Genomic DNA, 22,271 nt, shown 5'->3' with positions numbered 1-22,271 from the left:
GCGGGGCGGCGGCGTTTCTACATTTTAAGTTGCTAAAATGGATTTTATTGAGTTGACGGTCCAGGCTCCGCGGGAACTGGCCGATATTTTGGTCGCCGAGCTGGGCGAAGTAGGCTTCGATACGTTTGAAGACAACGACGCCGGCTTTTGCGCCTACACTACCGAAGACGCCTTCGACCGCGACGCGGTGGCCGAGATTATGAGCCGCTACGAGGGGCTGGGTGAGCTGGCGTTTTCGGACCGCGTAATAACGCGCCAGAACTGGAACCAGGAGTGGGAGAAGAATTTTCAGCCCCTCATTATTGCCGACCGCGTATCGGTGCGGGCGCCGTTTCACCCCAAGCCCGCGGGCGTGGAGTACGACATCGAGATAATGCCGCGCATGTCGTTTGGCACCGGCCACCACGAGACTACGGCCTTAATGATTGAAAATCAGCTTGCTATTGACCACCACGGCAAGCGTGTGCTGGACATGGGCTGCGGCACCGGCATTCTGGCCATTATGGCCGAAATGCTGGGCGCCCGCCAGGTGCTGGCCGTAGACGTGGAGCCCTGGACGGTGGAAAACGCCCGCGACAACGCCGCCGAAAACCATTGCCGCACTATCGAGTGCCGCCTGGGCGGCGCCGAGACCCTAGCCGACGAGGCGCCCTTCGACCTTATCCTGGCTAATATCAACCGCAACGTGCTGCTCGAAGACATGCACGAGTATGCGCGCCTGCTGCCCAGTGGGAAACCAATTTTGTTCAGTGGGTTTTACGAGGAGGATTTACCCAAGATAACGGCCGAGGCTACGCGCCAACACCTGCGCTACGAGCGGCACCGCACGCTGCGCAGCTGGGTTTCGGCTATTTTCACCAAACTGTAAGCTGCTCCGGATACCCGCCAGGGTGGCCCACAGCTGGCCGTCCCGGCCTTTGCCCGACCTTATGAAGCGACTGCTCGCCGCCTTTTTCTGCTTAAGTTTTCCTCTGCTGCCCGCCGCAGCCCAAACGGCCAAGCCGGCGGCTAAGCCCGGCCCGCCGCCGGCCGCTACGCCCGCGCCGCCCGCCGATGGCCGGGCAGCCGGCGAAGTGCGGCCCGGCCAGGTGGCGGTGCAGCGCTACACGGGTCACCTCTCGCCCGACCCCGCGCAGTTTATCATCGACGTGCGCACGATGATGCTAGCCACCAACAACGCCGGTGCGATGGCGCTGGGCGACAAGTTGCGCCAGCTCTGGGTAGCAACCAGCTCACGGCTAGCCAGCAAACGACTATTGCGGCGCTTTCGCAGAAGATGTTGGATAAGAAGCTGCGGCCCATTCCGCACCTCACGGCTTTTTACAGCGCCTTGGTGACGGGCAAAACCAAGGCCGGCCTTAGCGACACGCAGGTCGACCAGTACCTCGACGCGCTTGGGCAGTCGGTGGAGAAAGACCCGGCCGCCGACGTAGAAAAGTACCTGCTCACCACGGCGCGGGTGCTCAATGGCGGCTACCTCTATCGCTCGGGTTTTAACGCGCTGCGCGTGATGGGTGGGCAATTGTCGTTTGCCTACAAGGCCGCGGCCACCGCCGACCCCAACGCGACCTTCGACAGCGCGCCCGCCGAGCCCAAGCCTGCCGCGCTGCCTGCTCCGGCCAAGCCCGCTGCCGCGGCGGCCAAGCCCAAACCTAAGCCCAAGCCGGTAGCTAAAAAGAAGCGCGCCAGCGATGGCTGGGACACGGCCGACATGTGGAGCAGCCCCAGCAAAGCGAGCGCCAACGATGGCTGGGGCCCGCCCATTAGCAGCACGCCTAAGAAAAAAGCCAGCAGCGACGGCTGGGGTGCCCCGGCCGACGATGGCTGGGGCGCGCCCAAAAAAAAGACGCCCGCCAAAACTGCCACCAAGAAAGCCCCGGCCAAGCCCATTGCGGCCAGCCCAAAGTCGGCGTCCGCCAAGCCCGCTACGGCGCCGGCGCCCGCCAATTCTGACTTCGACCAGCCCTTTATTCCCTCGGCCAGCGCGGCGTATGATGCTTACTATCCGCCCGTCGTTAGCGGGCCGATGATTGAGTTGAAGGATGCCGACCTGGTAATGCGCACGGCCAGCGACTCCATCGTGATTCATAAAGTGAGCGGCACGGCTGCCACGACGGGTAGCCACTTTCTGGCTAAGGGCGGGCAAGTGGCCTGGACGATAAAGGGCAACCCCGTAACGGCCGACCTCGACCCGTTTGATTTCGACCTGAGCAAGCCCGAGTTTACGGCCCAGCCCGTAACCCTGACCTACGCCGCTAGGCTTGAAGCGCCGGTGAAGGGCGCCCTCAGCTACAAAAGTGTGCGCCGGAAGGCGGGCGCGACCGAGAGCAGCTACCCGCGGTTTATCTCGCTCACCAACGATGTGCGCATCAAAGACATAGGCCCTGGTATTAAGTACCAGGGCGGCTTGTCGATGGCGGGCAGCAGTCTGCTGTCGGCCTCGCTCGATGGCTCGCTCTCGCACCTCACCGTGAGCCAGGATAATAAGCTGCGCTTCCGCTCGGCCTCGCGCAATTTCGTGCTCGGCGACTCGGTCATCACGGCCGGGCGGGCCGCCGTGGCGCTGTACGAGAGCACCGGCGACTCCATCACCCACCCGGGTGTGGAGCTGAAATATTTGAAAAGTAAGGAGCAGCTCAGGTTGCTTTACGAGAAAGGTCTGTACCATAATGCGCCCTACTCCGACTCGTACCACCAGGTAGATATCCGGGCCCAGATGCTGACCTGGAACCTGCGCGAGCCGAAGATGGACTTTAGCATCATTACTTCGCCCACGCAGGTATCGGCCGATTTTGAGAGCAGTAACTTCTTCTCCAATACCCGCTACCAGCAGCTCAAGAGCATCAACCACCTGCATCCGCTGCAAATGCTGCTAGGGTACAGCATCGCCCACGGCCACAGCAGCGTGCTCAATGTGCACGACGTGGCCGTGGCTACCAATACCAACGAGGCCAACCTGCGCTCGGCCGTGAGTGGGCTAGCCCGCGATGGCTACGTCGATATTCAGCCCCAGACCGGCGAGGTAATCTTGCTGCGCAAGGCCCGGCACTACGTGGGCGCCGCCCGCGATAAAAAGGACTACGACCACATCGATATTAAGTCGTTGAGTGGTTCGGGGCGCAGCGCTACCCTCAACCTGGCCAGCAACCAGCTGGTGGTGCACGGGGTAAAGCAATTCAGCTTTTCCGACGATTCGGCGGCCGTTTTTGTGCAGCCCGATAGCGGCACGGTGCGCATGGAGCGCAACCGTAACCTCAAGTTTGGCGGGCGCGTGAAAACATCCATCTACGGCTTTAAGGGCAAGGATTTTTTGTTCGACTACGACGGGTACTACATCGACATGCCCCGCATCGACTCGCTCACAATCCGCAATAAGCGTAAAAAGGCGACCAACAAAAACGTGGCCGCCGAGGAAGCTCCGCCCAGCGACTTTGTGCTCACCAACAAGGGCAAGTATCAGAGCGGCCGCTTGTACCTGAACGACCCGCTTAACCGCTCGGGCCGCAAAAAGCTGCCCAAATACCCGGCCTTTAACTCCTCATCGGGCGCCTACGTGTATTTCAACAAGCCCGACGTGCTGGGCGGCGCCTATGACACTACTACTTACTTCGACGTGCCGCCCTTCAGCTTCGACTCGATGGGCACGGGCAAGTCGCGCGGCAATTTCGTGGGCGTGTTTCACAGCAAGGCCTTGCCGCCCATCAAAACGGCGCTCAGCGCGCAAGAAGATGGCGCGATGGGCTTTGTGCACACGGTGCCAGCCACTGGCTACCCGATGTATGGGGGTAAGGGCCGCCTCTCGCCGGGCGCCAAGGTGAAGCTCAACAGCCAGGGCCTGCAGTCGAATGGCACAGTAACGTATCTGGGTGCCACCATGCAGAGCGACCGCTTTGTGATGTACGGCGACTCGCTCACGGGCGAGGGCAAAACCGGTAGCATCGCCGCCGGCCCCAACACGCCCAAAGTGGTGCTGCCACCGGGCTACCTCATCAACTGGGGCGCCCGCACCGACAGCCTGCACCTGCGCACGCCACCCGGCGGGGCCTCGGCTAAGGTATATGCCGACCACACGTTTAAGGGCTCGCTGCTGCTCACGCCCAAGGTGGTAGGCGGCGCCGGCCGCCTCGACGGCCCGCAAAGCTACGTGCGGTCTGAAAACCTGGTGTTTAAGAACGACTCGTATTCGGGTCAGAAAGCGCTGCTGAGCGTAAAGTCGGCCCAGGCCGGCAAGCCGGCGCTGGCGGCTAACGATGTCGATTTTACCTACGACCTCAAAAAAGGCTTTGCCGAGTTTAAGCGGGAGGAGGGCAGCAAGGCTACCATTGACTTGCCCTACACCGGTTTTCGGACCTCGCTTAGCGGCGGGCGCTGGGACTTTAAGAAGAAGCGCGTGCTGCTGCGCGCGGCGGGGTCCGACTCGACGCGCTCGTACTTTACCTCAACCGTGCCCGAGCAGCACGGGTTGAAATTTAAGGCTAGCGACGCCAGCTACGACCTGACCAAATATCAGCTGCAGGCCAAGGGTGTGCCCTACGTAGCGGCGGCCGACGCCTGGGTTATCCCCGACTCGGGGCGCGTGACGGTGGCCGGCGGCGGCAAAATGCAGACCCTGCACCACGCCAAAATCCTGCTCGATTCGCTGGGTAAGTTTCACAAGCTCGTGGATGGTAACATCCGGGTCGATGCCCGCGATGCATTCAGCGGCGATGCCAAGTATATGTCGCGCACGGCTACCGGCGATTCGGTTGCCCTCAAGTTTGTGGATTTCAAATCCGACTCGGCCTCACTGCTAAGTTCCAACACCGGCCGCAAGCGCTTTGGCCTGCGCCGCCGCCGCCCCGCCGATGTCGATGAGGTAAACCCGAAATCCAACCTCGCCACCACGGCCACGGCCAACGTGGAGGCCAACCAGAAATTTCAGCTAGCTCCCCACATTGGCTTCCGGGGCGGCATCAGCCTGAACTCGCGCCGCCGGGGCCTGCTCTTCGATGGCCAGGTGCAGCTTCAATTTGGGCGCGTGCGCGACGCAGCCACCGCCGACTGGTTTGCGGTAAAAGATAGTATCGACCCCAAAAACCTCGACCTCGACCTGCGCAATCTGAAGTCGGAAGACGGCACGGAGCTAGCCACCGGCCTGTTCATCTCCGACACCGATAACCGCCTCTACCCGCTCTACGCCGGTCCCAAGGGCAGCGCCGCCGATATTCCGCTGCTCGCCGTAGCGGGCAAGCTGCACTACGACACTAGGCGCGGCGAATACACCATTGCCGACCAGGATTTCAGCGACCCCAACCACTACCAGGGCACGCTGCTAGCCTTCCGCGACTCGACCAGCCAGATGACTTTCCGGGGGCCGATGAGTTTTATTGCGAACACTAAAAACTATAGCATTGCCGCCAGCGGGGTGGGCCGGGCCAACCCCGACAGCGCGCATTACCGGGTGCGCAGCCTGCTGGGCATCGACGCGGCCATGCCGCCCAAGGCCGTGGAGCTGATGGCCACCACCCTGGCTAAGGTGACCAAAAACTCGCCCGAGGCTTTCGACGGCTCGACGGACGAGCTGTATAACATCGCGCAGTTTGCCGGCAACAAGGGCGTTGATGCCTTTAACAACCGCCGGCCCGGCGCGGCCCCCGCGCCGCTGGCTAGCCTCTCACCCAAGCTGCTGCACACCCTCACCCTGAGCAAGGTAAACCTGGTATGGGACCCCAAGCAGCGCGCCTGGCACTCGGTGGGTAAAATCGGGCTGGGTGGTGCGGGTAAGCAGGGCCTCAATGCCCTGGTAGAGGGCTACGTCGAAATCAAGCGCGAAAACTCGGCCGACCTCGTGGAAGTGTATCTCGAAGCCGAGCCCCAGACCTGGTACTATCTGCGCTACGCCAACAACGTGCTGCTGGCTAAGTCGTCGAGCGAGGAATTTGACGGTGAAATCGCGGCCAAGCAGAAGGGCAGTATCGAAACCGCCACCGACTACGGCGTTTACCTAGTCGACTTTGAAGATGTAGACCGCTTCCGCTCGCACTTCGAGCGCACCTACCTGGGCAAGTCGGGCAAGCTGGCCCCGCGCCCGGCTGCCCCAACCCCAACGGGCAACTTCGACAACTTCGATACCGAAAAAGGCAAGAAGTCGAAAAAGAAACCGAAGGCTGACCACTTTGGCAACGGCGAAAACGCAGCTAATGCGGAGCCCGCCGCCGAGCCGGCCAAAAAGTCGAAAAAGAAAAAAGATAACGACCCCTTCGGCGATGGCGTCATTACGCCAGCCGCTGCCGAGCCGGCGCCCGAACCCGCCAAGAAAACCAGGAAAAAGAAGGAAGAAGCGCCGGCCGACGGTGATATCACGACCGAGCCAGCCCCCGAACCCACTAAAAAATCGAAGAAGAAAGCGAAGGATAACGACCCCTTCGCCGATAGTGAAGTGGCCCCCGTAGCTCCCGCGCCCAAGAAAGCCGCGCCGGCTCCGGTTACGACACCCGCCCCCGCTGCGCCCGCTTCGATTACCACGCCCGCCCCCGCTGCGCCCGCTTCGATTACCACGCCTGCCCCCGCTGTACCGGCGTCCGTGACTACGCCAGCGTTAGCGCCAGCTGTTCCTGCGGCTACTCCACCGCCGGCCGATTCGGCCCGAACGGCCAGCCCTGCCCCGGTAGCTACTCCGGCCCCTGTCGCCCCGGCGCCCGTAGCAGCTCCGGCCCCGGCCCCCGCCGCCGAGCCGGCCAAAAAGGAAAAGGTAAAGGAGCCCGAGCCTGACCCCAGCGCCGAGCCGGGCGTAGAAACCGACAAGAAGCCGAATAAGAAAAAGAAGAAAGCCGCGGCCGAAGACCCCTTCGGCGACTCGTAGCGCAGCCACCCCCAGCCGCCCCGGAGCCGACCTCCGGGGCGGCTTACTTTTGTGCCATGCTACTTATCGCTTTGGCGCTGCTCGCGGCCTACTTGCTAGGCTCCATTCCTACGGCCCTCTGGGTGGGCCGGGCGTTTTTTAATCTCGCCGATATTCGGGAGCATGGTTCTGGCAATGCGGGGGCTACCAATACCTTTCGGGTGCTGGGCAAGCAGGCCGGCACGTTTGTGCTGCTGGTCGATGCCTTCAAGGGCTTCGCGGCGGCTTATTTTCTGCCCAATCTGCTGCTGAGCCAAGGCCTTATTCAGCCGCAAAGCCTATTCTATTATCGCCTGGCCTGCGGGGTGCTGGCGGTGGTGGGGCACATCTACCCCATCTTCGCCCAGTTTCGGGGTGGTAAGGGCGTAGCCACTATTCTGGGTATGATGCTAGCCATTGCGCCGGCCACGGTGGGCGTGGCGCTGCTGGTGTTTCTGGCGGTGCTGGGCACCACGCGCTACGTATCCCTGAGCAGCATGACGGCCGGGGTGGCTTTTGCGCTGTTGCAATTGCTGCCCACCTTTCGCCCCGTCAATTCGCTGCAAGTGTGGTTTGGCTTTCTGCTAGCCCTCATGCTCATCTATACGCACCGGGCCAACATCGGCCGGCTGCGCGCCGGCACCGAGAGCCGCGTGCCGCTGTGGGGTAAGCGGTAGAGATATATGGAATTTAAGGTCCTCGAAACGCTACAGTTTGAAGATAAGCTGCTGGTTATTTACGACTGGATAAGATTGTCTTTTGCCGGCCCCATCCGGAATCTCTACGCCTATGATGCAGAAGGTGGTAGAGTATGGATAGCTGAATCACGGCGGCTTGGTGACTTTTATACTGGTTTTGTAGGAGATGGCCGCCTATTAAAAGCTACTACTTGGGACTGCTTTTGCTGTACGCTTGACCCAGAAACCGGAAAAATTGTTGAATCAATCTTTACGAAGTGATGCAAGCCGCACCCACTACCCTTATCGCCCCGCGCCTGCGGCTGCGCGCTTTCACCCTAGCCGACGTGCCGCGTTTGGTAGCCTTGGCTGGAAATTACGAAGTGGCAAAGAACACGCTCAACATTCCGCACCCGTACCGCGAGGAGGATGCCCGCCGCTGGGTGCAGCTTACCCAGGAAAACTACGCGCAGCAAACCAGCTACGCCTTTGCTATCGAGCTGCTGGCCACCGGCGAATTTATTGGTGGCATTGGCCTCACCATAGAGCGGCGCTTCGACCGGGCCGAGGCGGGCTACTGGCTGGGCCAGCCCTATTGGGGGCGGGGCCTGGCCAGCGAGGCGCTGGCGGCCGTGCTGCGCTTTGGCTTCGAGCAGCTGGGGCTGAATAAAATTTACGCCACCCACATTGCCGAAAATCAAGCTTCGGGCCGGGTAATGCTAAAAAACGGTATGGTGAAAGAAGGCGAGTTGGCCCAGCATACCAAGCGCGACGGTCGATACCACGACCTCTGGCAGTACCGCCTCACGCAGGCCGAGTACGTTGCCCGCCCCTGATGCAGTCTAACGCACTGGGCGAATGGGTAATTTATTTCCGAATTATTACCAGCCATATTCCAGCCCCCCACACTCAGCAGCAGCAAATCCGGCATGGCAACCCCAACTGCACGCTATGCTTGTGGTTGTAGCAGGCAGCCTTGCATGCCATCGGCGGCGGGCACGTGCTCGTTAGGTCCAGGATGGTAGATGCCGTGGCGCACAGCCTGCCAGGGGCTGGCTCGGTGCAGGTAGGCACGGCGGCTATGCGCTTCGGCTTCGGCATTATTCGGGAGACGGTGAGCGAGCTGGGGCAGGACATGGGGAAGAAAATTTTTAACACCATTTATGACTTTCTGGGCAAGTGGTTAGGTGCTAGGCTGAGCCGCCAGCCATCAGTCACGTTGGGCTTGCGGTTAGCGGCCTACTTTTGTCCTACCATTTATCCTTTTCCTTTTATGCCCGCACCTGCTTACCTAACCCAACATCGAAATCGCTTTCTCGAAGAACTCATTGATTGGCTCCGCATTCCGTCGGTATCAGCCGACCCCAAGTTTCACGGCGATGTGCTTAAGGCGGCTGACTATCTGAAAGATAAGCTAGCGGAAGCTGGCGCGACCAACGTAGAAATCTGCCCCACGGCCGGCAATCCCATCGTGTACGGCGACTATATGGCCGGCCCCGACCGCCCCACCGTGCTTGTGTACGGTCACTACGATGTGCAGCCCGCCGACCCCTACGAGCTGTGGACCTCACCGCCCTTTGAGCCCGTTATCAAGGACGAGAAAATCTACGCTAGGGGTGCCTGCGACGATAAAGGCCAGGTGTATATGCATGTGAAAGCGCTGGAGATGATGCTGCGCGCTGGCGGCGGCGCACCCTGCAACATCAAATTTATGTTTGAGGGGGAAGAAGAAATCGGGTCCAACAACCTGGGAATCTTTGTGAAAGCTAACAAAGAGAAGCTTCAGGCCGACGTTATTCTTATCTCCGACACGGGCATTTTGGCCAATGACGTGCCCAGTATCGAGGTGGGCCTGCGTGGCCTTAGCTACCACGAGGTGGAAGTGACCGGGCCCAACCGCGACCTGCACTCGGGTCTTTACGGCGGCGCCGTGATGAACCCCATCAATGCGCTCTGCGACATGATTAGCAGCCTGCATGATGCGAACCGCCATATCACCATCCCCGGCTTCTACGACAAGGTAGACGAGCTGAGTGCCGACGAGCGTGCCGAAATGGCCCAGGCGCCCTTTTCGGAAACCGAGTTTAAGCAAAGCATTGGGCTACCGGCCGCTGTGGGCGAGGCTGGCTACACTACGCCCGAGCGCACCAGCATCCGGCCGACGCTCGATGTCAACGGCATCTGGGGCGGCTACACTGGCGAGGGCGCCAAGACGGTAATTGCCAGCAAGGCCTACGCTAAAATATCGATGCGCCTCGTGCCGCACCAAACCAGCGACGAGATTACGGCGCTCTTCCAAAAGCACTTTGAAAGCATTGCCCCGGCTGGTATCACGGTAAAGGTGACGCCCCACCACGGCGGTGAGCCCGTCGTGACGCCCACCAACTCGGCCGCTTACCGTGCCGCCGCCAAGGCTCTCGAAACTACGTTTGGCAAGAAGCCGGTGCCCACGCGCGGCGGCGGCTCCATTCCCATTGTGGCCATGTTTAAGAGTGAACTCGGGCTCGACTCAGTACTACTGGGTTTTGGGCTCGACAGCGACGCCATCCACTCGCCCAATGAGCATTTTGGGGTGTTCAATTTCCTGAAAGGTATCGAAACCATCCCGGAGTTTTATAAAGAATATGCAGCGGCTACCAGGTAACGGCTAGCCTTCATTCGCACAGAAAAGCCCGACTATTTCGTAGCAGTCGGGCTTTTCTGTGTAATATAAGTAATTGCTGATAAGTTAGTTAAATGAATAGGTGGCGTAGAGCTGAAATGCGCTGTTGCGCACTCGCGGCTGCACCGTCACATTGCCAGCACTGCTAGAATTGGGGAAGTTGGTAAACTCGCCATTGTAGCGCAGGCCCACACCTAGCCCATGCTTAAGCTGGTAGCCCAGGCCTGCCAAGTAGCCGAAATCAACAGCTTTGTAAGTATCCTTGATGTCGACCAAAGTGCTGCCCGATTCACTTTTAGCAGCTAGTAAAATGCCGACTTGTGGCCCGGCTTCGAGAAAAAAACCGTCGGTATTGACGTGAAAGGCTAGCGGCACATCGAGGTAATGCAGCCGAATGCCGTTATCGGAACTGCTGTTGTAGCGCGCGCCTTTTTGCGAGTAGAGCAGTTCGGGCTGAAAGGCAAATAGCTTGGCCAAGCCAATATTGGCAAATACCCCGGCGTTGAAGCCGAAGCGACTGTCGAAGCTGCGGCCCAAAGGGTCTTTGGCGTCGTCGCCTACAAAATTGGTGAGCGAGGCGCCCGCCTTAATACCCAGCGATACATTGCCGCCGCGCCCACGGTATTGGGCGTGCACCGCCGTGCTCATACCAAGTGCGAGGGCTAGCAGGAGAGTGGTTTTTTTCATGGTAAACAAGGGTAACAAAGTAGGTGGCTTGGGCAAAGCTAGGCCTGAACCCGAGCCGGTAGCTACCAAAAAGCCGGCCCCGCAGGAGGGCCGGCTTTAACAGTAAGGCAGCGAACGGCTTATTTGCCGCCAAACAGGTAGCCGATGTACAGCTGGAAAGCGCTGTTCTTGCCATCGCCACCCGTGACGGGTACACCCATAATAGTACCGTTATCTTTTGCCACGTTGGTGAAGCCGCCATTATAACGCAGGCCAATCATGCCGCCGCTAGCTGCCTGGAAGCCCAGGCCCGCTGCGTAACCAAAATCAACGCTCTTAATAGCGTCGTTTAGGCTCAGCGAGGCACTTGAGTTTTTGTAATCGGCCGAGGCACGGAAGCCGACCTGCGGGCCGAGCTCAAAGAACAGGCCGGTGGCGCCGGTAGCAATTTTAGCCAGTACCGGCACGTCAATATAGTTTAAGGCCAGGCGGGTATTGTCAGAGCTGTCTTTCTCTTTGAGACCTTTGTTGGAGTACAATACTTCGGGCTGAATCGAGAACATGTCATTGACCGCAAAATTGGCCATGACACCGCCGTTAAAGCCAAATTTATAGGCTGCCTGGTCGCCCGAGTTCGTTACGTTGGTGAGCGAAGCCCCGGCTTTAACACCGAAACGAGCGCTTTGGGCCTGAGCAGCACCGGCTGCACCAACGGCCAGCACTAATGCAAGAAAAGTTTTCTTCATAGTATGAAGAGAAGAAATATAAAAAGGTGAATGGTGCGGCAAAGCTAAGGCTAGCAATAGCATAGTTTGATAAGTAGCTATAAAAAAGAGCCTGGCATTTATAAAAATGCCAGGCTCTTTTAACGATAACTAGCTAGCCGCTAGCCTTTGCCGCCAAACAGGTAGTGCACTTGGAACTGAAATACCCCGTTGTGGAAGTTATTGTCGCTCCGCAGCGGCGCGTTGCCAGCGCCAAAGCCATCTTTATAAACATTGGAAAAGTCGCCAGTATATCGAACACCTAAGCCAAAGCCACTTGTAATCTGGTAGCCAATGCCACCTACGTAGCCAATGCCAACCGGTACTAGACGGTTGCGGTCAGTGCTAAGGTCTTGTTCCGTAGGGCTACCAGCCCCAGAGTTCTGGTCGCGAGTAAATTCACGCAGCCCGACGGCGAAGCTAGCTTGCGGACCTAGTTCAAAGAATAATCCTTTACCAGCTTCGCCCGTATTCACTTTGAATAGCACAGGTACATCAATGTACGAGAGCGTCGAACGATATTGCTTGTTAGTGTAAGCAGTGTAAGTGGTACCGTTAGCGTAAAAGCCACTGGCATTATCAATAAATGCCCCTTTTTGCGAGTACAGACCCTCTATTTGCAGCGAGGTCATGTCCGACAGGCCATAGTTTACCAGCACACCTGCTGTGAAACCGGGCTTGAAGCCGGTGTTTTTGCCAATATCGCCGCCGCCAGTGTACGAGCTCAGGCTAAAGCCACCTTTGATACCATACTTTACAACGCCACTCTGGGCATTGGCAGCGCCCGCAAAGCCGGCTAGAAGAGCAAGGGAAAGAAGTACTTTTTTCATGATTGAAAAAATTAAAGTAATGGTCCCGAGTCGGTCTAAGGATAGAATAATTAAGGGAAAAATTGACCGGGAATGCGCCTTATACTTGCCAGAAACAGGTGGGGTTTGCATTCTGAGCAAATTTTGATTTTTTAACTCAACAGCAGGGTTAGGAAAAAGATGGGCGTAGCTTTGAAATCAAGTACGCTCACTACGTGATACGCCAGGCTTCTCAAAATTTGCACTGCCTTAATTACTATATACTTAGCGGCTTGTTGCTGACCTGCGAGATGGCTGTGCTTCCGGGCCACGCGCAGGTGCCGACCGTGCCCGATACCGCTAAAATGAGGGCGCTGCCCGGCCCATTTATTTTTGGCGCTTATGCGCAAGGCAGCATTATTATCAGCCACACGGCCCCGGTGGCGCACTTGGTAGCCTCGCATCCCACGGGCTTCGAGCTGAACGTGCAGCGCCAAACCACCGGGGCCGCGCCCTGGCACGGCTGGTACCAGTACCCCAAGGTGGGGCTAGCGCTGGTATACTACGACTATCACAACCCTATTCTGGGGCGCAGCTACGCGGCGTCGGTGTACCTGAGCAAGCCTCTCAGCCGCACGGCGCGCCACGACCTGAGCTTTCGGCTGGGCACCGGGCTAGCCTACTTTCCCAACCACTACGACCTGTATACCAACCGCAAGAACACGTTTGTGAGCTCGCCGCTCAATGCTACGCTGCAAATGCGGCTTGAATATGACGTGGCCCTGGGCGACCACCTGGGCCTGCTGCTGGCGCTAGCCCTCAACCACTACTCTAATGGCGCCACGGCCAAGCCCAACTTTGGCATCAATCTGCCCACACTGCTGGTGGGCTTCAACTACCACCAGTGGCGGCTGGGCCCGGCCACCGGCGCGCCCGAGCCGGCACCCCGCGATGTGGGGCACAACTTCTTGAACATCAGCACGAGCCTGGGCTACAAGCAGCGCAGTGGCGGCGACCAGACTCACTACCTCGTCAACTCGGTGACCCTGGCCGCCGGCCGCCGCCTCAACCCTAAAAGCAATCTGCTGTTCGGGCTGGAGGGCTTTTATGACCGCTCGCTGCTAGCCCAGCTGCGCGATACCGCCCGCAGCCAGGACCACCTGCCCGACGTGAAGAAAGCCGGCGCCTTTGTGGGCCACGAGCTGCTGTTTGGGCGGCTAGCCCTGGTCACGCATCTGGGGCTGTATCTCTACAGCCCGTACAAGTCGAACCCGATTTACTACGAGCGGCTCGGGTTAAAATACCAGGCCACCAGCCTGCTCTTCGGCGCCATCGACCTGAAAGTACACCGTGCCACGGCCGACGTTATCGAGTTCAAAGTAGGCGTGAAGCTGTAGCAGCTCCCGCGTGGGCAGCTTTTGCGTGCGTTGGAGACTGCGGCAGCAGGCTGTGCCAGCCATCACATTCGGCGGCACCGGGCTCCTGACGGCCGTCCGCCAACTGCAAAGCAACCTGCGCAGCGCCTCGCCCGCGCAACTACACTTCGGGCTTCATGGGGCTTACATCGCGGCGGTATCGGCCATTTCGGCCACCAGCCCGCTCTTCATTCCCTGGCCGTGAAATTTTTTGTGGCCCACGCTGCTCGGCATGCCCGAGCTGCTGTGGGTGCAGCGCCGATACGTGGGCGCCGGGGCTAGCCCGGCCGCCTTTCCCGCGCTAGCCCCCGGCAGCGTGGACTAGCCCTTCGTCAGCGCCCGGTTGATGCGGCTCACCAGCGCCGGGCCCTCGTACACAAAGCCCGTGTAGAGCTGTATCAGGCTGGCGCCGGCCGCCAGCTTTTCCAGCGCATCCTCGACGGAGTGGATGCCACCCGCCCCGATAATGGGCAGCTCGCCCTGGCTGCGGCGGTGCAGGTAGGCAATAACCTCGGTGGCCCGCGCCCGCAGCGGCCGCCCGCTGAGGCCGCCCGCGCCGACGGCCGCCACCTGGCTAGCCGGCGTGGCTAGCCCCCGCGCTCGATGGTGGTATTAGTAGCCACCAGCCCGCTCAGCTGGGTTTCGCGGGCTATTTCCAGAATGTCGTCGAGCTGCGAATTGGTGAGGTCGGGGGCGATTTTAAGCAGCAGCGGGCGCGGAGTGGGGCGGGCCAGATTACGCGCCTGCACCTGCTGCAACAGGCTGATAAGCGGCTTCTTATCCTGCAATTCGCGCAGGCCCGGCGTGTTGGGCGAGCTTACGTTCACCACGAAATAATCGACCTGCCCGGCCAAAGCGTCGAAGGCGGCCACGTAGTCGTCGGCCGCGCGCTCGTTGGGCGTGTCCTTGTTCTTGCCGATGTTGCCGCCGATGAGGAGCTGCCGGTTTTGCCGCCGCGCCAGGCGCGCCGCCACGGCCGCCGCTCCGTCGTTATTGAAGCCCATGCGGTTGATGAGCGCCTCATCCTGGGGCAGCCGAAACAGGCGCGGCTGGGGGTTGCCGGGCTGCGGCCGGGGTGTCACGGTCCCGATTTCTACGAAGCCGAAGCCCATCGTGGCCAGCTCGTCGGTGAGCACCGCGTTCTTATCGAAGCCCGCCGCTAGCCCCACCGGGTTCGGAAAACGCAGCCCAAACACCTCGCGCGCCAGGCTAGGATGCTGGTAGTCGTAGAGGCCGCGTAGCAGGGCGGCCGTGCCCGGTACGCGGCTAGCCCGCTTCAGGTTGTTGAAAACCAAATGATGGGCACGCTCAGCATCGAGTTGAAAGAGCAGGGGTTTAACAACGGACTTATACATTAGGTGGGCTCCTCTAAGCTGTCAAAGCAGCGCAAAGTTACCCCGCCCAGCCTTCGCGGTCGAGCGAGCGGTACTGAATAGCCTCGGCCAGGTGCTGAATCTGGATTTCGTCGGTGCCGGCCAGGTCGGCGATGGTGCGGGCCACTTTCAGGATGCGGTCGTAGGCGCGGGCGCTCAGGCCGAGGCGCTCCATCGCGGTTTTGAGCAGGTTGCGCCCGGCCTGACTTATCTGGCAAATGTCCTTCACCATCTGCGAAGGCATCATGGCATTAGAATGAATATCAGATTGTTCGGCAAAGCGCTTACTTTGGATTTCGCGGGCTTTCTCCACGCGCTGCTGGATGTCGTGGCTGGTTTCGGCCTTGCGCGTTTCGGTCATCTGGTCGAAGGTGACGGGCGTCACTTCCACGTGCAGGTCGATGCGGTCGAGCAGCGGGCCGCTCACTTTGTTCAGGTACTTTTGCACCACGCCGGGGCCGCACACGCACTCCTTATCGGGATGGTTATAATAGCCACAGGGGCAAGGGTTCATGCTGGCGATGAGCATGAAATTGGCCGGAAAGTCGATGCTCACCTTGGCCCTGGAAATCGTGACGCGACGCTCTTCCAGCGGCTGGCGCATTACCTCCAGCACGGTGCGCTTAAACTCGGGCAGCTCATCCAAAAACAGCACGCCGTGGTGCGAAAGCGAGATTTCGCCCGGCTGCGGGTTGCTGCCACCGCCCACCAGCGCCACATCCGAAATGGTGTGGTGCGGCGCCCGAAACGGCCGCTGGCTTAGCAGCCCCCGGCCCGCGCCCAGCTTGCCGGCCACCGAGTGAATCTTGGTGGTTTCGAGGGCCTCCTGCATGTTGAGGGGCGGTAAAATAGTCGGCAAGCGCTTGGCCAGCATGGTTTTGCCGGCGCCGGGCGGGCCTATCATAATGACGTTGTGGCCGCCGGCCGCCGCTATTTCGAGGGCGCGCTTAATATTTTCCTGGCCCTGCACGTCGGCAAAATCAGCGGCGTACTGGTTGGCGGTGTGCTGGAAGATGTCGCGCGTGTCAATGCGCACGGGCTCAATGATTTCGCGGCCCTCGAAGAAGTCGATGGCCTGCTGCATGGTTTCGACCGGAATCACGTCAAGATTGTTGACAATGGCCGCCTCCTGCGCATTTTCTTTGGGCAGAATGATGCCCTTAAAGCCTTCCTTGCGCGCCTGAATGGCAATGGGCAGCACGCCCTTGATGGGCCGCACCGCGCCATCGAGGGCCAGCTCGCCCATGATGATGTAACGCCCAAGCTCGTCGGTAGTTAGCTGCTGCGAGGCGTGCAAGATGCCCAGCGCAATGGGCAGGTCGTAGGCCGCGCCTTCCTTGCGAATGTCGGCCGGGGCCATGTTTACCACCACCTTGGTGCGCGGCATGCGGTAGCCGCGCAGCTTCAGCGCCGATTCGATGCGCTGCTGGCTTTCCTTGATGGCACTGTCGGCCAGGCCCACCACGTAAAACAGCGTCCCGGCCGTAACAACTACTTCAATAGTAATGGTATACGCATTAACACCCTGCACGGCGGAGCCGTAGGTTTTGGTTAGCATTTTTAGTTGGTACAATAAATTATTTCAGCAAAGTAACGTCAGACTGCATAAATAAAGAACGTCCTGCTGAGCTTGTCGAAGCACCTCTACTGCGCCGCTAGGGTTACTAACCCTAGCGGCGCGATAGAGAGGCTTCGACAAGCTCAGCAGGACGTATGAAGGAAATGGAAGCGAAAAAACCTAAGCTACCAGCTTCTCAATCAGCAGTATCATAATGTGAATGGCTTTAATATGCACCTCCTGGATGCGGTCGGCAAAGCCGAAGTGCGGCACCCGGATTTCGACATCGCAGAGGCTAGCCAGCCGTCCGCCGTCCTTGCCGGTGAGGCCGATGACCTGCATGCCCGCCACCTTGGCGGCCTCGGCGGCACGCAGGATATTGGGCGAGTTGCCGCTGGTGCTGATGGCCAGCAGCACGTCGCCGGGCCGGCCCAGCGCCTCCACAAAGCGGCTGAAGACGAACTCGAAGCCGAAATCGTTGGCCACGCAGGTCATGTGCGAGGCTTCGGTGAGGGCGATGGCGGCGAGCGCGCGGCGGTCCTGGCGGTAGCGGCCGCTCAGCTCCTCGGCAAAGTGCTGGGCGTCGCAGAGGCTGCCGCCGTTGCCGCAGGTGAGGACTTTGCCGCCGCGTTGGAGGCTAGCGGCCACTAGCTCGGCAGCCTGGGCGATGCGGGTGAGATGGGCGTCGTCGGCCAAAAACTGGTCGAGGACGGCGCGGGCTTCGGCCAGCTCGGCGCGGATGAGGTCGGGGAGGTGCAAGCAGAAAAAACTAGTAGGTGGGCGGAGTGGTGGGCGGCGTGTTGTAGGTGGGTGGGTAAGCAGTTGCGCCGGGAGCCGACGGAATACCCGGAGCAGTTTTGGGGTAGGTAGTGGCGGTGGTAAGCGCTTTTTGCGCGTCAAAAAGCTGGGCTTTCAGCTCGTTGATTTTTTGCTCCTGCTTGGAGGCGCTGCGGCGGAGCAGGCCGCTATCGAGGTTTTCAAAAACAAGCAGCAGCCCCATAATAAACACGCTGGCCCAGGTAAAGCCGAGCAGCATATTTATTTCCATCGGCAGGCTGTAAACGCTGAAAATGCCGACCGTCGAGGTGCGCACAAATGGGAAAAACAGGATGAGCAACGCGAGCAGCAGGTAAACCAGGGCTAGCACGGTAACAATGCGTTTGAGGAAAAGCATGACGAAAGTCGAAAGGTGGGAAAAAGCTGAAAAACAAGCCAAACAGCTTGGCTAGCCCTTCGCTTACGTTCAGACCAGCGCCGCGTTGGTTTGCAGCTGGCTCAGGCGCTGGTAGAGGCCCCCCTCGCGCAGCAAAAGCTCGTCGTGGGTGCCGCGCTCCACGATGCGGCCGTGCTGCAGCACGAGTATCTCATCGGCATGGCGCACCGTGCTGAGGCGGTGGGCAATAACGAGCGACGTGCGCGAGGCCATGAGGCGCGTCAGGGCTTCCTGCACCAGCTTTTCGCTCTCGGTATCGAGGGCCGAGGTGGCCTCGTCGAGGATAAGAATCGGCGGGTTGCGCAGGATGGCCCGCGCAATGCTCAGGCGCTGGCGCTGCCCGCCCGAGAGGCGCGAGCCCCGGTCGCCAATGGTGGTTTGGTAGCCCTCGGGGCTAGCCATGATGAAGTCGTGGGCGTTGGCCGTTTTGGCGGCCTCAATCACCTCGGCCTCGGTGGCGGCGGTGTTGAATTTGATGTTATTGTAAATCGTGTCGTTAAATAGAATGCTTTCCTGGGTCACGATGCCCATTTGGGCGCGCACCGAGTAGAGGGTGCAGTCGCGCACGTCGTGGCCGTCGATGAGCACCTGGCCGGCGCTGGGGTCATAAAAGCGCGGCAGCAGGTCGGCAATGGTGCTTTTGCCGCCGCCGCTGGGGCCGACGAGCGCCACCGTCTGGCCTTTCTTCACGGTCAGGTTGAGGTCGAACAGCACCGGCACGTCGCCGTAGTGGAAGCTCACGTTGCGCAGCTCGATTTTATCGTGAAACTCGGGCAGCACCTGGGCATCGGGCAAATCGCGCACGCTCGACTCGGTGTCGATGATGCGCAGCACCCTGGCCCCGGCCACCAGTCCGCGCTGGATATTGCTGAACGCACCTGACAGCGACTTGGCCGGCGTCAGAATCTGCGAAAACAGGATGATGTAGGTGATAAACGCCGAGGCCGACAGCTCGGCCTGCCCGCCCAGCACCAGCGAGCCGCCGTAGTACAGCAGCCCGGCCACCACCGTCACGCCCGCAAATTCGGAGAAGGGCGAAGCCAGGTCGCGGGTGTTGTCGATGGCCTGCGTGGTGCGGGCATACAGGTCGTTCTGGTACTCAAACTTCTCCACCACGTAGTCGCGGGCGTTGAAGGCCTTCACCACGCGCATACCCCTAGCGTTTCCTCCATCACCGACAGCATGGCCCCGAGCGTGGTCTGGCTGATGGTGGCGTGGCGCCGCAGCCGCTTCGATACGCTGGCAATGATGCCGCCCGAAATAGGCAGCAACACCAGCGAAAACAAGGTGAGCTGGGCCGACATCGAAAACAGCAGCACGAAAATACCCACAATATTCAGCGGCTCCTTAAACACGGCGGTCAGGGTATTCACCACCGAAATCTCGACTTCCTGCACATCGTTGGTGAGGTGCGAAATGAGGTCGCCCTTGCGCTCGTTCGAGAAATAGCCTAGCTCCAACTCGGTGATGCGGCCGAAGAGGGCGCCGCGCACGTTGCGCACCACTCGCGCCCGCACCCTAGCCAGCAGCCGCCCACCGAGGTAGCGAAACACGTTGCTCAGAAACACCGACACGATTATCAGCCCGCACACGAAGGCTAGCGTGCCCTGCTTGCCGTGCAGCGCCAGCATCTGGTTGAAATAGAAATTGAACAACGCCTTGACGTAGTCGAGCGACAGCGCAAAGTGCGGCAGCATCGCCGGCGCGGCAGCCGTGTGCACCTCCGTGGTGCCAAAGAGCACGTTGAGCAGCGGAATGACCAGCGTGAAATTGGCAATGCCAAACACGATGCCCAGCGTGGCATAGACCGCATACAGCGGCACGAAGTCGGCGTAGGGCCGCGAAAAGCTCAGCAGGCGAAGGTAGGTTTTCATAAGCAGGAAGGTCTACCTGACTAAGAACGCCGGAAAGTAGCCGTTACTTCAATTGGGCCCGCGATGTGCGCATTAAATTCGGCTAGCTGCTCGGCGGGCACCCAGAGCTCATTGTGTTGCGCATCGCCCACATTTTGCACCGCGAACTGGGCCAGGTAGCCGCTATCGACGGCAAAGCGCACCACGTGGCCCACGCCGTAGTGGGGCACATTCCAGTCGCGGCTAATCTGCACTGCGTACTCTTCGTTGAGTACTGGATAAAAAATGGGCTGCTCGGGTAAGCGCGGCGGAAACTCGCGCCAGCCACTAGCGGCAATTAGGTCAAGCTCTTGCTGGTTAACAGGGCGATATAAATAGGTTGTAGCCATGGCTTAAAACTCGTGCAGGCGCTGGGCGATGTTCCAGCGCAGGGCTAGCGAGGCGTAGACCTCCGTGCCGGCCACGGCGCCGTAGTAGGTGGGCTGGTCCAGCTTTTGGTTGCGGGCGATGAGGGTGGCATCCACAAACAGGTTGAGCTTGGGCTGGTAGGTAGCCGTGAAATCGAAGTGCAGCAGGCGGTTCTTATCGCCCTGGCCGGTGCGCACGCCGTACTCCATCGGCCGGGTATTATAGGAAAGCAGCGGGTTGCTGCCGTAGTTGGTGAGCACCAGGGCACCGCCGGGAGCCTGCGCATCGAGGCCCTGCACGGTGTAGAAGGCCTTGGCCACCAGGTTGAGGCGGGGCAGGGGCTGGTAGCTGAGCACCCCGAGCACCTCCGTGAGGTTGGCGCCCATGGGGTGGGCTAGCGGCTGCGCGTAGTTCTGGTAGTTGGTGTATTCAGTTTCGTGCTGGTAGGTGTAGGGCCGGATATAGTTGAGCTCCAGCTGCAAGTCGAGGTTGGAGATGCCGGCCACGTCGAGCAGCTTGCCGCCGAGCTGAATGGCCTGCTTATTGGCCCACCAGCCGTTGCCGGCCAGGATTTCACTCAGCTTAAACTCGTCGAGCACAAGCTGGCCGTAGAGCTGGCCGCGGTGCTTGATATTCCACTTAAAATCGAGGCCCAGCAGGGCGTTGTCGGTCGAGCCCAGGTTCTGCTCGATGGCGCGGTAGAAGATGAGCGGATTCAGGTATTGCAGCTCTAGCCCGCGCCCCGGCCCGCCCGAAACTTCCGACTCGAACACGCCGATGTTGAAATTATTTGTCACATCGAGGCTCAGGTGGTGCAGCGCCAGATATTTTTTAGGGAAAAGCGAGTCGAGGCCTGAAATGCTGCGCCGGGCAGTCAGCTCCGCAAAAATGTTCTGGTAGTTGAATTTCCAAATGCGCGTGTTCAGCTTCAGGAAAAAATACGGCGCGCTATAATCCGAGAGAATGAGCGAGCGGTAGCCGTTGCCGATAAAGTTGCGGTCGTGGGCAAACTGCACATTGATGTGCTTGGTAGCCGCGTAGGTGATGCCGCCCCGCGCCGTGAAGAAGTCGTATTGGTCGGGCTTATTCTTGAAAAACTTGGTGTAGCCCTCGTGGGGCGCCACGGGCACGGAGCCATTGTCGCGCAGGCCACGCTCATACACCCAGCCTGGCACGGCCTCCTGGTTGTCGGTAAAAAAGCCGTAGAAGCCTAGCCGCTGGTCTATCAAGCCCTCGAAGGCCACGCCGCGCGTGTTCACGTAGCGCAGGCCGCTGATGCTGTTTTCGCCGCCATCCTTGCCGGCTTGCAGCAGCAGCACGGGGTTGATGCGGAAGGCAAAATCCTTATTATTTACACTGTAGAAGTCGGTCTGGTTGCGGTAGAAGTTCTTCAGCACGGGCTGCGGGCTCCGGTTGAGGCTGTCGCCGGTGGGCGAAAACAGCCAGTTGTCCTTGGCCAGGTACTGCGCGTTAAACTGGTCGGCCGCCGACAGCCCGGTGGGGCTAGCCAGCAGGCGCTCGCCGAGGTGCGCCGCCGCCGAGCGCGTGTAGGGCCGCACGCTGGTATGCGGGTCGTGCAGCGAGTCGGGCCCGTATTTGATGGCATAGCGGTCGATGAGCCGGTAGGTATTCGGGTCGAGCGGCACGTAGAGCGAGCCTTGGTAGGGCGGGTGCCCGGCGCGGCCGGGGCTAGCCACCGCTGGGGCCGGGGCCAGCGCGGGGCGGGGGGCTGCCTCCCGCACTACGGGCACCGGGGCGGGCGTCGGCTCGGGGAGTGGCCGGTCGGTTTTGAGGGGTTTGGAGTCGCGCACCGGCTTTTCGCTTTTAGCATCTTCTGGCAGCGGCTGGTTGAAAATGTACCAGTTGGCCGAGTTGGGCTGAGGGGGGCTAGCGGGCGGCGTAGTCTGGGCCGCAAGCGGGCCAGCCAGGGCAAAAAGCAGTGAGGACAGGTAGTATTTCATCAATCAAAAAACTACCCGAAGTCGGGCAGGACAGGCAAATTTACATCGGCCGACGCGGGCCGGCCTTTGCCCCC

General features: G+C 60.1%; 17 protein-coding genes and 2 pseudogenes. 9 read left to right on the top strand and 10 right to left on the bottom strand.

Going from position 1 to position 22,271, the window contains the following annotated elements; all coding sequences use genetic code 11:
- Positions 1–37 precede the first annotated feature (37 nt).
- From prmA to GKZ68_RS11755, 7 genes are all read left to right on the top strand, one after another.
- Positions 38–868 (top strand): 50S ribosomal protein L11 methyltransferase, encoded by an 831-nt coding sequence (prmA, locus tag GKZ68_RS11785; RefSeq protein ID WP_173114894.1) that lies wholly within the window; start codon positions 38–40, stop codon positions 866–868.
- Positions 869–929: 61 nt separating this feature from the next.
- The gene (locus GKZ68_RS11780; RefSeq protein WP_173114891.1) at positions 930–1,337 is read left to right on the top strand and encodes a hypothetical protein; all 408 of its coding nucleotides are present in this window, start codon (positions 930–932) and stop codon (positions 1,335–1,337) included.
- Positions 1,277–6,841 carry a hypothetical protein gene (locus GKZ68_RS11775; protein WP_173114888.1) on the top strand — a complete coding sequence of 1,855 codons (5,565 nt, stop codon included), beginning with the start codon at positions 1,277–1,279 and terminating at the stop codon, positions 6,839–6,841. The genes GKZ68_RS11780 and GKZ68_RS11775 overlap by 61 nt, the downstream gene beginning before the upstream one ends.
- A gap of 56 nt (positions 6,842–6,897) precedes the next feature.
- Positions 6,898–7,536 carry a glycerol-3-phosphate 1-O-acyltransferase PlsY gene (plsY, locus tag GKZ68_RS11770; protein ID WP_173114885.1) on the top strand — a complete coding sequence of 213 codons (639 nt, stop codon included), beginning with the start codon at positions 6,898–6,900 and terminating at the stop codon, positions 7,534–7,536.
- 6 nt (positions 7,537–7,542) lie between these two features.
- Complete coding sequence (locus GKZ68_RS11765; RefSeq protein WP_173114883.1) at positions 7,543–7,818, top strand: hypothetical protein; 276 nt, start codon at positions 7,543–7,545, stop codon at positions 7,816–7,818.
- Complete coding sequence (locus GKZ68_RS11760) at positions 7,818–8,372, top strand: GNAT family N-acetyltransferase (protein ID WP_173114880.1); 555 nt, start codon at positions 7,818–7,820, stop codon at positions 8,370–8,372. The genes GKZ68_RS11765 and GKZ68_RS11760 overlap by 1 nt, the downstream gene beginning before the upstream one ends.
- A 437-nt stretch (positions 8,373–8,809) precedes the next feature.
- Entirely contained in the window at positions 8,810–10,180 is a 1,371-nt protein-coding gene (locus GKZ68_RS11755) for a dipeptidase (RefSeq protein ID WP_173118378.1), read from the top strand.
- A gap of 84 nt (positions 10,181–10,264) precedes the next feature.
- On the opposite strand, the gene GKZ68_RS11750 is transcribed toward GKZ68_RS11755, so the two are convergent.
- The 3 genes from GKZ68_RS11750 to GKZ68_RS11740 all read right to left on the bottom strand — a co-directional run bounded on the left by GKZ68_RS11750 (position 10,265) and on the right by GKZ68_RS11740 (position 12,458).
- On the bottom strand, positions 10,265–10,885 hold the full coding sequence (locus GKZ68_RS11750; protein ID WP_173114877.1) for a porin family protein: 621 nt from the start codon (positions 10,883–10,885) through the stop codon (positions 10,265–10,267).
- Positions 10,886–11,004: 119 nt separating this feature from the next.
- On the bottom strand, positions 11,005–11,673 hold the full coding sequence (locus GKZ68_RS11745; protein WP_173114874.1) for a porin family protein: 669 nt from the start codon (positions 11,671–11,673) through the stop codon (positions 11,005–11,007).
- Between the two features lie 77 nt (positions 11,674–11,750).
- Entirely contained in the window at positions 11,751–12,458 is a 708-nt protein-coding gene (locus GKZ68_RS11740; protein ID WP_173114870.1) for a porin family protein, read from the bottom strand.
- Between the two features lie 269 nt (positions 12,459–12,727).
- Between GKZ68_RS11740 and GKZ68_RS11735 the strand changes: the two genes are divergently transcribed.
- On the top strand, positions 12,728–13,813 hold the full coding sequence (locus GKZ68_RS11735) for an acyloxyacyl hydrolase (RefSeq protein ID WP_173114867.1): 1,086 nt from the start codon (positions 12,728–12,730) through the stop codon (positions 13,811–13,813).
- Between the two features lie 25 nt (positions 13,814–13,838).
- Entirely contained in the window at positions 13,839–14,036 is a 198-nt protein-coding gene (locus GKZ68_RS11730; protein WP_173114864.1) for a hypothetical protein, read from the top strand.
- A gap of 116 nt (positions 14,037–14,152) precedes the next feature.
- On the opposite strand, the pseudogene GKZ68_RS11725 reads toward GKZ68_RS11730, so the two are convergent.
- From GKZ68_RS11725 to GKZ68_RS11695, 7 genes and pseudogenes are all read right to left on the bottom strand, one after another.
- A pseudogene (locus tag GKZ68_RS11725) lies at positions 14,153–15,186 on the bottom strand (quinone-dependent dihydroorotate dehydrogenase).
- Between the two features lie 37 nt (positions 15,187–15,223).
- Entirely contained in the window at positions 15,224–16,762 is a 1,539-nt protein-coding gene (locus GKZ68_RS11720) for a YifB family Mg chelatase-like AAA ATPase (protein ID WP_173114861.1), read from the bottom strand.
- A gap of 180 nt (positions 16,763–16,942) precedes the next feature.
- Positions 16,943–17,521 carry a D-sedoheptulose 7-phosphate isomerase gene (lpcA, locus tag GKZ68_RS11715; RefSeq protein WP_173114858.1) on the bottom strand — a complete coding sequence of 193 codons (579 nt, stop codon included), beginning with the start codon at positions 17,519–17,521 and terminating at the stop codon, positions 16,943–16,945.
- A gap of 10 nt (positions 17,522–17,531) precedes the next feature.
- Positions 17,532–17,936 (bottom strand): hypothetical protein, encoded by a 405-nt coding sequence (locus GKZ68_RS11710; RefSeq protein WP_173114855.1) that lies wholly within the window; start codon positions 17,934–17,936, stop codon positions 17,532–17,534.
- A gap of 69 nt (positions 17,937–18,005) precedes the next feature.
- A pseudogene (locus GKZ68_RS11705) lies at positions 18,006–19,849 on the bottom strand (ABC transporter ATP-binding protein).
- A gap of 20 nt (positions 19,850–19,869) precedes the next feature.
- The gene (locus GKZ68_RS11700; protein WP_173114852.1) at positions 19,870–20,217 is read right to left on the bottom strand and encodes a hypothetical protein; all 348 of its coding nucleotides are present in this window, start codon (positions 20,215–20,217) and stop codon (positions 19,870–19,872) included.
- A 3-nt stretch (positions 20,218–20,220) separates the two neighbouring features.
- Positions 20,221–22,197, bottom strand: coding sequence for a hypothetical protein (locus tag GKZ68_RS11695; RefSeq protein ID WP_254243974.1), 1,977 nt, complete (start codon positions 22,195–22,197; stop codon positions 20,221–20,223).
- Positions 22,198–22,271: the final 74 nt, after the last annotated feature.

The sequence above is a fragment of the Hymenobacter sp. BRD128 genome (assembly GCF_013256625.1).
Lineage (GTDB): Bacteria > Bacteroidota > Bacteroidia > Cytophagales > Hymenobacteraceae > Hymenobacter.
This window is presented reverse-complemented; position numbering and strand designations above follow the sequence as displayed.